The organism is Bifidobacterium thermacidophilum subsp. thermacidophilum DSM 15837 (genome assembly GCF_000426425.1).
Lineage (GTDB): Bacteria > Actinomycetota > Actinomycetes > Actinomycetales > Bifidobacteriaceae > Bifidobacterium > Bifidobacterium thermacidophilum.
The window spans coordinates 1-14,189 of sequence record NZ_AUFI01000013.1 but is presented as its reverse complement, the minus strand read 5'-3'; the positions used below and the strand labels follow the sequence as shown (position 1 = coordinate 14,189).

Genomic DNA, 14,189 nt, shown 5'->3' with positions numbered 1-14,189 from the left:
GGCGGGGTGGTCTTGCTCTTAGAATAAAACCGTGCTGTCTGTCCACGAACCTCTTGTCCACCGCGGCCGGTCCCATCCGGCGGCGCGGTTCGCCCTCATATCCGTACTCATCATCGCCGTGCTCGAATGCGTGGTGTTCAACCTGCCGTATTGGACAGGCGTGGCGGCGAGCACCGATTCACCCGCCACGCTCAACACCATAGGCTCCGGACTGGTGCGTGAAGCTTCCGGCACACTGGAAGTGACCGATCAGACGAAGGCGTTTCTGTCCGTGCCGGTGGACGGTAGTTCACACTATGTTCGCCTCGATCTGGCGCAAGTTACCGGGGCAACAGGGACGACACGCTCCCACATCGTATCCGTTGTTCGTGTCCGTCTTGATTCGGACGGCCGCGCCGGCTCGTCCACGCTGGTCGACGTATCTCAGCCGCGCTCATTGTATCTGCGCACGGACGCGCAGCATATGGTGAAACTGTGGATTCAGGCTCCCGCCGGCACCCAGGTTCCGATTTTCGCGGTCCGTCCCAATGTTCGCGTCGCGTTCCAAGTCGATTGGCTGCGCGTCGCCGTGATGGCCGCCATCGCCGTCCTCATCGCCTGTCGGCGGCCTCGTTCGGCGCTGTGGCGTATTCGCGTCAACCCGGCGAGTGCAGCACAGCGCCTGGCCTTTTTCGCGGTGATGGCGGTTGTCGGGGTGATTTCGCTCACCGGCGCGGCGATTATCGCCACTATCTGGAAACCATTGGTATTCCAAGCCCCAAACGGGTACACGTACGATTTCGACCAGTATGGCCATATCGCCGATGCGCTTCTGCAAGGCAGGGTCTGGCTTGATCTGCCGGTGTCGTCGACGTTTGCGCAGAGCGCCAATCCGTACGACCCCGCCCTGAGGGAACGTCTGCTGGACGCGGGGGCATCTCCCATTTATTGGGATTACGCGTTCTATCGTGGGCACTGGTACTCGTATTTTGGTGTGATTCCGGCGATTATTCTGTTCGTACCCTATCAGGCGCTGTCACACGTGATAGACGGCATGCCGGCCATGCTGCCGTCGGCAAGCGCGGTGCTGGTGTTCCTGTTCGGATTCGTCCTGTTCGGTTCGCTGCTGACAATCAGAATGCTGCGGCGTGTTGCCCCCAATTGCTCGGTGGCCGCCATGAGCATGGCTTTGGTGGCGATGCTGTTGGGTTCGAACGTAGGGTATCTGTGGCTTCGCACGAACTTCTATTCCGTGCCGATCGCCGCCTCGCTGATGTTCACGACGCTTGGATTGTGGCTGTGGGCGGGAGCTGAACGTCCGAAAGGCTCCCGCCGGCTGTGGCATGTGGGTGACGCGCCCGGATTGTCGTTGCCGCGGTTGGCTTGCGGCGCCGCCTGCATCGCGGCGAACGCGGGGTGCCGCCCGACCTTCGCGTTGAGCGCATTGCTGATCTTCCCCATGTTCTGGCGGCAAATCAGGCAGATGGCGCGATTGGTGAGGACACGCAAGGCGACGCGCCAACTATTGGCCGGCCCCGCGGCGGTGGTCCTGCCCGCAATCGCGGTGGTGATTCCGGTGTGCGTCTACAACGCGCTACGTTTCGGCTCGCCGTTCAATTTCGGCAACTCGTATCAGATCACCGTCAACGACATGACCTCATACAGCGAACCGGTGGCGAATATCCCGTGGATCATCGGTTATTACCTGCTGTTGCCACCCCGACTGCAATCGACGTTCCCGTTCGTGGCAATCAACCCCACGCCATTGCCACATTGGGGTTTCGCCGAACCGATGGTTGCCGGATTGTTCGCCATATGCCCGATGGCGTTGCTGGCCTTCCTCATTCCGCTGTTGCGTCGGCATCGTCGTGAGCGATTCGGCGCGCTGTTCTCCTGCATGTTGATGCTCGGCATGGCCATCATGCTGGTCGATGCGTTCAAAGCCGGGTTGGGCTGGCGGTATATCTGCGATTTCGGGTGGCTCATCACACTGGCGAGCCTGCCGGGGCTGCTGTGGGTGCTCGGCGAACTGCCCCAACAAGGGGTCACAGGCGGCACGGGAGGCACCGGCACACATGCGCTGCAAGACAGTCGCATAACGGGACGCTGGCAACGGTTCGCGCTTGATACCAGGCGCACCCTGATCATGCTGCTCCTGCTGGCGAGCATCCTGTTCCTTCTCACCTCGTGTTTCGTCACCGGCCGCGATGATTCGCTGCAACGCTCGGCCCCGGACATTTTCGCGCGGATTCAAGCCTGGTTCTCGCTGCTAGGATGACTGGTATGGATATCTTCTCAGGATTGTTCTCGCGCAGGGATAACACGCCCCGCCCCGACCATGTGACGTTCACGTTGGCACAGACCACGTACACGTATGAGGATGGCAACACGGGCTTGCACGACACGACCCTGACCCTCGACACGCGACGCACCGCGGTAATCGGTCTGAACGGATCAGGCAAGACGACACTGCTAAAACTGCTCGATGGCTCGCTCGCCCCCACTTCAGGTTCGGTCACGATCTGCGCGGGCGAGCACACGCTGCACCCCGGCTCCCGCAAAGACCGCAAACGTGTCGAACAGCTAATCGGCTGTGTGCGACGGGAGGAGATTCCGAACAGCTTCTACCGCAGCGAAAACATCGCAAAGGCGCTTGACGCGCATATGCAGGCGCGACACATCGCGGATGCGGAACGTCAGGCGCGTATCGGCTCGCTGTTGGCGCAGCTTGATTTGTCGGTGTGGCGGGACAGGCCGGCGGACGCGCTCGACAGCGAGCACCGTCATCTGCTGGCCATCGCGGCCGCGTTATGCCTTGATCCTGCGGTTCTGGTCGCCGACGAGCCAACGAAGGGACTTGACGAAATCGGAACCGCCCACGTGGCGCGCGCCCTGTTTGCGCTTGACCGTCAAGTGGTATTCGCCACGCACGACACGGATATGATCACCAGACCGGAATATGCGATTGACCGGGCATTGCTCTTGGACGGCGGACGTATTATGTTCGACGGGAGCCCCCAAGACGCGGTCACCGCCTATACTAATCTGATTCGCCGCATGCGCGATCGCGCGTAAGACTAAGCCTGCTCGCGTAAGTCTATGATTCGCACGCGCGATATGTCTGCGCCGCTCGCGATGTTCGCGCCGTTTGCTCCACTGTTCGCCTGATATCAGTGAACTTGGGTTCTTGCCACCAAAGTTCTTGGGGTTTCCGTTCGTGGATGATAGCCAAACGATCGCTCAATTTGCGCTGAATGCTCGTCGGATTCGTCTATTCCTTGAGCATCGCCGCTACGGTATCCAGCATCGCGGCAATGTTGCGTGTGAAACGATCCGGCTGCGGTAGGAGCGAAACCGCGAGATACCCGTTGGAAGTCATATCGAAGAAGTAGCCAGGCTGCCCGGTCAGCCGATGGTCGCGGATCATCCGCAGCACGACTTCGTTTTCGTCAAGCACCGAGGGAATCCGCACCAAAGCGTTCCAGCCACCTTCCATACGCAGCACCGATACCAGACCGTTGGGGTCATCGGCGAGCATACGACGCAAGGTTCCGGCGTTCGTCTGGACACGATCGCTAACCCGTGCGGTCTGTTGCGCCGCCTCGGCAAGGAACGGGGGAAGACGGTCTGCGATGATATCGCTCATCGGCAGATAGTCGTCAGCGATCACGTCAAGTCGTTTCAATGCTTCATCGACATCAAGCTCAGGGCCGGACACCTGAATCCACCCGACTTTCGCGTGCGGGGCTGCAAGTGTTTTCGACAATCCGTCCAACGCGAAAGTCAGCACGCGTGGCTCCCCCGCCAAGCGTGCGTTGCCTGGGAACGGGTCGACCGGGAAATCATAGAACACCTCGTCGGCAATAATGGCGACCCCATGCTCGGCACATAGCCTCACAATCGTCTCACGCTCTTCGGGCTTGACGTACGAACCGGTCGGATTGTTCGGATTAATCAGCACCAACGCGCGGATTTTCGCGCCCTGCGGGCCATTCAGCAGAGATTCCAGTTGCGCGGTATCGATGATCCATGACCCGTCGAAACGCTGTTGATACGTGACGACTTGGACGCATTCCAGCGCCGCGATCGATTCGATGAGCGGATATCCAGGCTTGGGGGCGAGCACGATGTCGCCGGCGTCGCACAGCAGTTTCATCAGCCACGAATACGCTTGTGAGGTTGAGCTGAGCAGATACAAGCGATTCGGATCGACCGGCTGCGCGTCAGGCAACGTGGACTCGCGGCGGCGTCTATCAGCAAGGAAATCGGCCAGTTGCCGCCTGGCTTCGAATTGGCCGCGGGGTTGCGCAGCGTAGACGGTCGGCAAGGATTGCGGCGCGAGCGCGAACTTGGTCGGATTCGAATCGTTGAGTTTGTCTAGCGTGATGCCGTCCTCTTTGGCGGCTTGCTCCGCCCGGGCAATGGCATTCGGGGCGCTGATGTCTACTCGTGATGAAAATCGCACGCCACCATCCTAGCGCACACCCTCATCACGGCCATTGCAGGCAGCGGGCGAGGGCTGTCCCGTGGATGTCAACGCCGCCAGACTCCCGCCCCGGCAGAGATGCCCAAGCCAAACCGTCGCTCCAAACCGCCCACACCGCCACCATGTGAGCCAATCCTCACACAACACCGCCAAACCCCGCCACCAGATGAAAAGTCTGAAGCAATACCTTTGGTTCCAATATGCCGCAAGCAGGCAGATACCAAGCGTTTTGCCGTTCTCCCCTGCGCCTTCCGTATGGTTGCATATGGCAACGCATACGTAACCAGATGGAACTCTCATTCACCACCATGGCGCCAATACGTCGCAACGACCAAACTTCATCAACTCCGCCAACCAACCGACCACAACCGACCATATCGCCGCCACCGACCAACCGACCACACCACGAACTAACCGACCGTAACGCCACCAGCCAAACCAAACCGGCAATACCAACCACCAACCCAAACCGACGAACCGCCCAAGCCGCCTCCAAATACGCGTTGTGGCCCGCCCCGATCATCTCGGGACGGGCCACAACCGATGCTTCAGCATCCTCCGACATCCCAACCGCATGCGTTCATCCGCATCCGGACCAGGATTCGCCGCAGAATCCGTTACTTGGCAGCTTCAGCGGCTTCAGCAGCCTTAGCGGCCTTGACGCTGGCGTAGTAGGCGGCACCGATGATACCTGCCTCATTGCGCAGCTTCGCCGGAACCATCGGGGTCTTGATGTCGATGTACGGCAGGAACTTCTCGCTCACACGGCTGACGCCACCGCCGACCACGAACAAATCGGGGTTGAAGTACTTCTCCATGAGGCCGTAATACTTGGTCAGGCGCTTCGCCCACTTCTTGTAGCTCATATCAAGCTTGTCGCGCACGGACGACGCCGCGTACTTCTCCGCGTCACCCTTGCCGTTCTGCAGTTCGATATGGCCCAGCTCGGTATTCGGGATGAGCACGCCGTCGTAAATCAGAGCGGTGCCGATGCCGGTGCCGAGCGTGGTCGCGATAACCAGACCGTCCTGGCCCTTTGCCGCACCGAACTGCTGCTCGGCGATACCCGCTGCGTCAGCATCATTAACGACAACCACAGGACGGCCGCACGCCTTGGAGAACTCCTCGGTGACGTCCACGCCGATCCAGGACTGGTCGAGGTTCGCCATGAAATCAAGCGGCTTGCCGGGCTTGATCGGCGCCGGGAACGCGATACCGACCGGCGCGTCCTCGGGAACTTCAAAATGTTCAAGCTGCTGACGCACAATGTCCGCAACGGCCTGCGGAGTGGATTTCTCCGGGGTCAGAATCTTCAGACGCGGTTCAGCGAACTCACCCTTCTCCAAATTGACGGGAGCCGCCTTGATGCCGGAGCCGCCGATGTCAACGCCGAAAGCCTGTGCTGTCTCAATCATCTTTGACCTTCCTATGAGGTGATGGGGTGTATGAACCGGTACGGCGATTGTACCGCGCCCCCTGACCGAATGCGGCCGCGCCACGCCGAAAACCTGCAAACGCTTTCATCATTGTTCCCAAGTCTTCGGGCGACACGCGGCCAATCGAATTGCAAACGTGACTTCGATCCTCACTTCAACGCGGGCATCGGCCGCCAATCGGGATCATGCAGCAACTTGTGCGAATCCCACCAGCCGCGCGCGATAGCGGACAGCCCACTGCGCAGGTGCCCCTTATCCACGGCAACCAATCGGATGACCTCCTTGATTGCGGTGGCAGCCGTACCGAGTGCAAACAACGCAGGGCGATAATCCCCGTACACCATGAAATACCGCGCCATATACCCGCGGTTGCGCATGATGTGGTACCGGTTCATATCGGATGTGGAGTTCAACTGCCGCAACCCGGCGATATTCCAGTTGTCGATATCGCGCGTACGGCGCATGATGACGTCCTTGACTTCGATCGGATTGGTGACTTTGCTGGCAAGATAGCCGTACATCGTGTCATCCCAGTAGATGAAGAACCGCCCGTCTGGGAAGCCGATTTTCTCGACGATGTTGCGGCGGAACAGCCCGCCCTCGAAGCACATGGTGTTCATGAGCCGGTAGCCACGCGGCCCGAACGCCGCCGGGGCAATCGGATCGGGGATGCCCAGCGGGACGATGAAATGGTACTGCCAGTAGAACGGACCGCCGTCATAATCGTTGCGGCTGCCCTGGATCACGTCGTGATGGAGGGTCCATGGAGCGAGCTTCTCAATGGCATCCGGCAGCACCGCCACGTCGTCGTCCATGACCCAGAACCATTCGGCGCCGAGCTCATACGCTTTGCGCACGCCGTTGCTGAAACCGCCGGAACCGCCGATGTTGCCTTCCTGCGGGAAGTACACCACACGGTTCATGTTGCCTTCCGTGTCGGCGATGGTCTGCCCCCATTGGGCGGTGACCGCGGCGCTGAAATCTTCGACCATCGACTTGGTGGTCTCGCTGTGTTCGTTGTCCACGACGACAATACGCCACGGCGCGACGGTCAGCGCCTTGAGCGAATCGAACAGTGTCGCGAGCAGCTTCTGCCGCTTGTAGGTGACGATGACAATGGCCAGCTTGTCGATGGCGGCTTTCTTGGCGTGCTGTGATTGTGTCATGGTCACCATTCTTGCACTTACCCTCGCCGAACGCCGAATATCGGGCATTGACTTGCGTTTGCTGCCGTCATAAGGTATTGATGATTTCTGTAAGTTTCAGGGAAGGTGAAATTCCTTACTGGCGGTAACGACAAGCCGTCCGCATTGAGCGGCGGCGTTACATGTCGAAGCCCGCGACCCGCGCAAGCGGCTGATCCGGTGGGAATCCGGGGCCAACGGTACAGTCCGGATGGAAGAAACGGAGCTCAGATGAGCATCTTTTCGCATACCCATATTCATGTACGTGCCATTGTCAAGGATGATGATTTGTCAGGAAGCGTCCAGCCTACTGATACCGCAGCTGATTCCCAGGCCACACCCGCAACCACGCCAGCAGCCACACCCGTGGCCGATGCAGCCGACGCAGCCGTGTCACCGAAAGACGCCCATTCGACCGGCGTCGGCGATTCCGGCCGCTGGTCAACCCGCCGCATCGCCATGTACGCATGCTTCGTGGCGTTGTCCATGGCGTTGAGTTTCGTTGAATTCCCGCTGATTCCGGGTGTTCCGTGGCTCAAATACGATCCGTCGGGCATCGTCGCGCTGGTCGCGGGCTTCGCTTACGGTCCTGCGGCCGCGCTGATCGTCAGTATCCTCGGGTTCGTCCCGCATCTGTTCATCAGCCCGTGGGGTACGCTTATGGCCTGGCTGGTCGCGATCGGGTTGTCTGTGCCGGCAGCAGTGATCTACCGGCGTATGCATACCCGTCCCGGTGCGGTGCTCGGTCTGGTCGTCGGCGCGATTGTCGCACTCGCGCTCGCAATCCTCGGCAATCTGGTCATCACCCCGATGTACGCGCATATGACCGTCGCCCAGGTCGCCGCATTGATTGTACCGGCGCTGCTGCCGTTCAATCTTGCGAAGTACGCGATCAACTGCGTGGTCACCTTCCTGATTTACAAGCCAGTGTCTGAACTGCTCAACAAGTCGGCACGCTGACCAACACGCAGGTCTGGCCGTCCGGTGGCCACGAGCGTTGGGCGGCCAGACCTGCATCTCGTTCCCGGAACCATCGATTCCCACATCATCGATAAACTCCATTGGCACACCACCCCTGCTCCCACGAAAGATACGGATACTGTACATCATCATGAACATCTCCCGGATTTCCTCCCCCGCCCCGGATTCGGTCGCGACATCGACACCGGCTTCGGCGCAAGTGGATGCGAACGCGAACGACAGGCAGGACCTTGCCGCGAGCTTGCGCCGCGTTCGCTACCGGTATTCCAGTGCACACGACTGGGCGCTCGACGGGGTGGACCTCGATATCCACGCCGGTGAATATGTGTGCATCGTGGGGGCCAACGGTTCGGGAAAATCAACGCTTGCCCGGCTTCTTGCAGGGCTTTCCGCCCCAGATTCGGGTGTGATCACGTTGGACGGGCATCCGGTATTCGATGCCGCGGGCGCGCATGCCGACCAGTACCGGCTCGCTCGGCATGATATCGGCGCGGTGTTTCAAAATCCTGAGGATCAGATTGTCACGACCATCACCGGCGACGATGTGGCCTTCGGACCGGAGAATCTGGGGATGAGCCGCCTGCACATCGGTGATCAGGTCGCGCATGCACTCAAAGCGGTCGGCATGATGGAGCGTATCGAAGACGATCCGACAACGATGAGCGGCGGCCAGCAACAGCGCATCGCCATCGCCGGAATCATCGCGATGAATCCTGCGATGGTGGTGCTCGACGAGCCGACCGCAATGCTCGACCAGGATGCGCGTATCGGCGTGCTTGACATCCTTGACGCACTTCACCGGCGGGGGGCCACCATCGTGCATGTGACCCATCATGCGGATGAAGCGCATCGCGGCCAACGCGTCATCACCATGAGCGCAGGGCGGATCATCAACGATTCCAGCGTTGCAACGCCATCCCTGGATGGTTATCCCAATTCATCAGAGCATCCTGCCAAGGATGATTTCCGTCATCTGCTGCAAACAAGCGGCATGCCGGTCACGTGGCTGCACCCCGGTTCAATCGACGGACGTACGCCGTTGCCGTCCGGCACGTCGCTTGCGCAGGGGACCATGTCCCTCGCCGCGGCGACACCCATGACCGCCGGTACCGATGCCGTCGGGATTCCTGGCACCGGTTCGCCCGACGCCGAAGAAATCCCTGCCGCACATCCCTCGGCACCCGCAATCAGCGTGGACCATGTGTCCTTCACCCCCCAAGGCGCAGCCTCCCCCAGCGTGGATCGGTTGACTTTCTCCGTGCGTTCCGGCGAAACCGTGGCGCTCATGGGCACCAACGGAGCCGGGAAAACCACGCTAATCAGGCTGCTGGCCGCCCTGGATCGCCCTGACAGCGGCAATATCACCATCGACGGCATCCCTGTAGCCACGGATTACAGGCGCACTGGGAACGCAGACGAAAGGCGACTGACGCAACCGGCTGAACGATTGAAGTCCCGGCTGATGACTTGGCTGGCCAAGCCCAGGTCGGGGGTGCACCCGTTGTCCCGCGCCCAACGAGTCCAGTTGAGACACCGGCTTGGACTGGTCATGCAACATCCGGAACGACAGTTGTTTGCACAGACAGTGGCCGAGGATGTCGCGTACGGCCCGCGCAATCTGGGGCTTTCCGAGCAGGAAGTCGCGCAACGTGTCGATGAAGCGCTGGAATTGCTGCATATTGGCGATATCCGCGACCGCTCGCCGTTCAGCCTGTCCGGCGGGCAACAGCGGCTTGCGGCTATTGCGGGGGTTATCGCCTGCCATCCGGATGTGCTGCTGCTGGACGAGCCGACGGCCAGTCTCGATGAGACGGCGAGCGCACGAATCCGCGGTTTGCTCGCTGATCTGCACCGCCGCGGGGTTACGGTGCTGCTGGTCACCCACAGTATCGACGAGGCACGCGCTGTTGCCGACCGCGTGCTGGTGCTTGAGTCTCCGACAAACGCCCAGCAGAAGGTAACTCCGCAATCGGCAGACGAGCAGAAACCGGCGGACACACTACAATCGGAGGCATCCGCGGCGGCATCATCAGACGATATCCCCGCGATTCCATCTGCCAATACCGCGGATATCCAACCTTCCGAAGCACGGCGAACCGGCACCGGACGGTCCGCAATCGGCAAGCTTGACACCAGGGTGAAAGTGGTCGCGTTCCTGGCGCTCATGTTTTCGGCGTTCGCCATCAGTTCACCATACCAACTGGCCGTCGGCGCCATCCTGACCGCCGGTATCGTCGCCGCCGCGCGAATCAGCCCACTTCAATTGCTAGCGCGCATCCACATGTTCCTGTTCCTATTTGTGTTCGCGGGTGTGCTGAACATCTTCTTCGTCCGCACAGGCACACCACTTGCCCATATCGGTCCCGTGCCTATCACCGATGACGGTGTGCACACGGCAATCATCTACGCCTGCCGCTTCGCTCTGGTGATTATTCTCGGCGCGGTGTATGTGGAGACGACAACGCCCACGGCCATGACCGACGCGTTTGAATCCCTCTTGTCCCCGCTCAAACGATGCGGCATCCATGTCCAGGAGATAGCGCTGGTACTGAGTCTGGCGTTGCGGTTCCTACCGACGCTGCGCGTGGAAATCATCTCCGTCGCCCAAGCGCAAGCGGCCCGCGGCGGCAGTATCGAAAGCGGTTCCCCGGCTCAGCGGTGCCGTGCGATGTGTGCGATCATCATGCCGGTGTTCGCCGCGTCGCTAAGGCATGCCGACAATCTGAGTCTTGCCTTGGACGCGCGTTCCTATGAGGAAGGCATCCATCGGACTCATTGGCATGAGATGCGAATGCACGCCCGCGATGGCGTGTTCTGTGCGGCTTGTGCCGTCTATGTGGCGGCATTGGTTCTCGTCGCGTTGCTGTGACATGCGCTGTCACGGTGCCCGCTGCCGCGACCAGACCGTCAAATGACCGTATTGCGTTCCTTTCGTAGCGTCTACGCCGTATTTTCCCCTGCATCCCTGCTAACCAGCCATTAACATGTTGCGGCGATTACAGCAGCTCGCCTTGGATAAAGCCCGATGCACCGTCAGCATGGCGATTATCCGGATGCCGTCTGCTTCTCTCCAGATGTCCCGCAGCGTCACTGCGCCGACGTGGTTGCGGTGTTGGCCCACCTTGTTCTACGCCGGCATCCTTGGGGTTCTCGAGCGGTGCCGCCCATCCGTCACGCTCCCCCGTCACCGCTGGGTGCGCGGCAAGATCGCGATCAATCCAGGCCATAATCAATCCTGCCAGTTGATTGATCTCCTGAGCACTCAGTTCTCTGCCCCGCGGAATATGGTGCCATTTCTCGATGCATCCACGACAGCAGCATGCGGTGGCGTGTTGGGCGGTGAACACAGGATGACCACGCCAAGGCGTTTGTCTCCCGTCTTTCGCAGGCTGGGCCGCGCCAACCCGTTGGGCGAGCATCTCATGCGCATGCCGGTCAATGAGTTCACGCCCTTTGCGCCTCGCATATTCGGCGTCGTGCGGACTCAACGTGAATGATGATCGGAATGACGAATGGGACAGCCGTTCCAGCGTTTCGGCAACCCAATTGGCAGCTTGCCGAGCGTCGTTTTCGTCGATGCGATGGCCGGATTCGGTCGGCTGCCTTGCACCTGCAGGCAGATTGTCACTCACTGCGATCACGCTTCGTTATGCGTCTCGTGCGTGGGCGCGGCTGTGGACCGGTCGAACATCTCGACCCGCTCATGCAAGTCATCTGCGATGCGATACCAATGCTGGACCGTATTCTCCAGAAAGAAGTAATACCTGATATACCCAATGAGCAGTCCCAGCATTGCCAGGTAGATGATGGTGGACACAGGAATCGTGGAAGGGACGAGCACCATAAAGGCGAGCGCGACCAAGAACACGGCGATGGTAATCATCATGACTCCCAAATGGATGAGCCGCTCATGCTGCAGCCATGCGAGCTTGCGCTCATGCCAATCCAACAGTCGATGGGGATCTTCACCTTGGCCGAGGCGCGTGGCGATGCTCTTTTCATGCCGTTTTGTCCATTCACGCAGATTCAAGCCGTATTTGTCCCGAGTGTCCTCCACGCGTCGCGTAGCTTGTTTTCTCGGTTGATCGCCATCCATCGGCATGCCTCCCTTGCAACGACGCATGCTTTCATCGTACTCGTCCGCGGCATGGATACGACAGCGCTGCCCGGCGACCCGTGCAATTGCGGGAACAGTACGCAGAAACAATATATGGAAACCGGACGATACTCAGAATGCACAATCGATATGCACGATTGAAAACTGCACTGGATTGTGGACGCACGTGATGGTGGACCGCGTGGGAATCACATGGTAGACGGCAACGCATCACAGAGGAGACAAGAGAAGACGCAGTCCGCTTCCAGTCTGCGTGGTGAACAGCAGACGATTCCACGCTGATGCCGTCAGTCGACCACGCACGTTCCGGCGTGTGCCGAAGCCGCCGCCTGGTCGGTCTGCGCATTCATCGCATATTCCGGGAAACTTGCACCGGTGCTGTTCAAGGTGTCGCGGTTCGCCCCCAGATACATTACCGCGTAGGAATTCGTCATGCCCTCGTTCTCGACATGAAGCGGCGGAACGGATGTCTCGCAACGGGAATACACCAGATAATGGGCGATTTCATGGCGAAGCTCGTCAAGATACTGCGTCGAACGAACGACGTACGGGTACGCCTCATGGCCGGTGTTGACGAAGATGGTATCGGCTTTCCCTTCGCAAAATGCCGCGAATGCGTACCGATCCGCTTGCGTTGAAGGGCAGTAGTTGCCCATGCTCTGGAAATCGTAGTCGGCGTGCAGACCGGCGATTGACAGCATTTGTTCACCCGACTGTAGGTAGGTGCCGTCCTGCCCTGTCTGTCCTTGGAAGGACGCGATCTGCTGTTCGATACTGTCCAATTGTTGTGGCGATGGCGCGTGATGGCTGTCATCTTGTGTAAGGACGATCTCGAAATAGGAGCCGGTCGCCGTGGTATGTGTCTGGATTGAGATGTTGTACAACTTGTGGATCTTGAAATCGTATTCAAGCTGATGCAAGTCGGCGAGCTTCGCCGTGTAGTATGTCGTGGCATCGTTGCGGTTCATGGAGCGTCTCGCATCACCGTAGGACGTTGCTTCCAGCATATGATCTAGGGCCTTGAGCCATGAATCAATCGCTGATTGGGCGTTCGGAAGCGCTTTGACATATTCGTTGATTTGTGCCGCCGGCATGGCATGGTACTTGTCATGCATGGCTTTGATTTCGTTGATGTATTGACGGTATTGGCCGCATGAATCATACCGGTAGCCGATGATTCCGGTCGAATCCGATGAATCTGAAGACGCTGAGTCAGTCGGCTGCTGTTGGTTTTGCGTAGAACCGCTGGATGACGGCCGAGACGATGGCGAGCCTTGCGCATAGGTGACAGTCCTATCGCGGGGTTGAGCTGAAGAAGGCTTAATGACACCGGCGTTGACGAGTCCGCAGAGTATCAGGCATATCACCACAATAACCGTGCAGATGTTATCAAGAACAGAACTATGAGACCCAGGCAGAGGGGAAACAGATGACAGGTCAGATGTTGAGCGATGGGATCCGCCACGGCTACGAAACCCGCCCATGTTGCTCATATTCGGTAAGAAGCCATTAGGCGAATCATCACCGTGATTATCATCATAGAAGTTCATTGATCCCCGCCCGCGTCAGTGTTCATTGCAAATGCATACGATTGCATATGGAATACCATCATACCGCTCAAAGCCGATATTCAGCCGTTCCCCACAGTGAATCTAATTGTGCCCCCGACCTAGGGGTTCCTATCAGCAGTATCCTGCTCGAGACGTCTATTCAGTGGACATCGCATGTTGATTGGTTGGCCCGCACGCCAATATTGCAAGCACCCAACGCAGTGGCCTTGCCGCATACATCTCCCAAACTGGTTGTGTTGATGAACTGCGCGGTATCGGCGGTGCATGCAGTGATCCTGATGCTGTGGACTTCTGATTGCCGGGCTGGTGATTACCGTCAACTGCTGTATCCCGCGCGCTGGGGGCGGTCTCGGCTTTTCTCCCAAACCGGTTGCGTCGGCGGGTTGTCTGGTGTGACTGGTTTGGGTGGGGGTGGAGTCGGGCGTGTGTGTGGTT

General features: G+C 59.4%; 9 protein-coding genes, 1 pseudogene and 1 riboswitch. Of the genes and pseudogenes, 4 read left to right on the top strand and 6 right to left on the bottom strand.

What is annotated here, in order from left to right; all coding sequences use genetic code 11:
- The first annotated feature begins 31 nt into the window (after positions 1–31).
- Positions 32–2,257 (top strand): hypothetical protein, encoded by a 2,226-nt coding sequence (locus K315_RS0108260; RefSeq protein WP_029577024.1) that lies wholly within the window; start codon positions 32–34, stop codon positions 2,255–2,257.
- 5 nt (positions 2,258–2,262) lie between these two features.
- Positions 2,263–3,054, top strand: a complete 792-nt coding sequence (locus tag K315_RS0108255) for an ATP-binding cassette domain-containing protein (RefSeq protein ID WP_081666458.1) — start codon at positions 2,263–2,265, stop codon at positions 3,052–3,054.
- Positions 3,055–3,250: 196 nt separating this feature from the next.
- On the opposite strand, the gene K315_RS0108250 is transcribed toward K315_RS0108255, so the two are convergent.
- The 3 genes from K315_RS0108250 to K315_RS0108240 form a co-directional block, all read right to left on the bottom strand.
- Positions 3,251–4,444 (bottom strand): pyridoxal phosphate-dependent aminotransferase, encoded by a 1,194-nt coding sequence (locus tag K315_RS0108250; RefSeq protein ID WP_029577022.1) that lies wholly within the window; start codon positions 4,442–4,444, stop codon positions 3,251–3,253.
- Positions 4,445–5,082: 638 nt separating this feature from the next.
- Positions 5,083–5,880, bottom strand: a complete 798-nt coding sequence (gene ppgK / locus K315_RS0108245; protein WP_015451304.1) for a polyphosphate--glucose phosphotransferase — start codon at positions 5,878–5,880, stop codon at positions 5,083–5,085.
- 170 nt (positions 5,881–6,050) lie between these two features.
- Positions 6,051–7,067, bottom strand: a complete 1,017-nt coding sequence (locus K315_RS0108240) for a glycosyltransferase family 2 protein (RefSeq protein WP_029577021.1) — start codon at positions 7,065–7,067, stop codon at positions 6,051–6,053.
- Positions 7,068–7,155: 88 nt separating this feature from the next.
- A riboswitch (FMN riboswitch) is annotated at positions 7,156–7,312 on the top strand.
- A gap of 4 nt (positions 7,313–7,316) precedes the next feature.
- On the opposite strand from K315_RS0108240, the gene K315_RS0108235 reads away from it, so the two are divergent.
- On the top strand, positions 7,317–8,045 hold the full coding sequence (locus tag K315_RS0108235) for an ECF transporter S component (protein ID WP_029577020.1): 729 nt from the start codon (positions 7,317–7,319) through the stop codon (positions 8,043–8,045).
- 151 nt (positions 8,046–8,196) lie between these two features.
- Positions 8,197–10,935 (top strand): energy-coupling factor transporter ATPase, encoded by a 2,739-nt coding sequence (locus K315_RS0108230; protein ID WP_029577019.1) that lies wholly within the window; start codon positions 8,197–8,199, stop codon positions 10,933–10,935.
- 322 nt (positions 10,936–11,257) lie between these two features.
- Here K315_RS0108230 and K315_RS10790 read toward each other — a convergent pair.
- The 3 genes and pseudogenes from K315_RS10790 to K315_RS0108215 form a co-directional block, all read right to left on the bottom strand.
- Positions 11,258–11,644: pseudogene (locus K315_RS10790) on the bottom strand (DUF4186 domain-containing protein); the annotation flags it as partial.
- Between the two features lie 59 nt (positions 11,645–11,703).
- Positions 11,704–12,162, bottom strand: coding sequence for a YihY/virulence factor BrkB family protein (locus K315_RS09775; RefSeq protein WP_029577017.1), 459 nt, complete (start codon positions 12,160–12,162; stop codon positions 11,704–11,706).
- Positions 12,163–12,470: 308 nt separating this feature from the next.
- Entirely contained in the window at positions 12,471–13,298 is an 828-nt protein-coding gene (locus K315_RS0108215; protein WP_029577016.1) for a hypothetical protein, read from the bottom strand.
- Positions 13,299–14,189 lie beyond the last annotated feature (891 nt).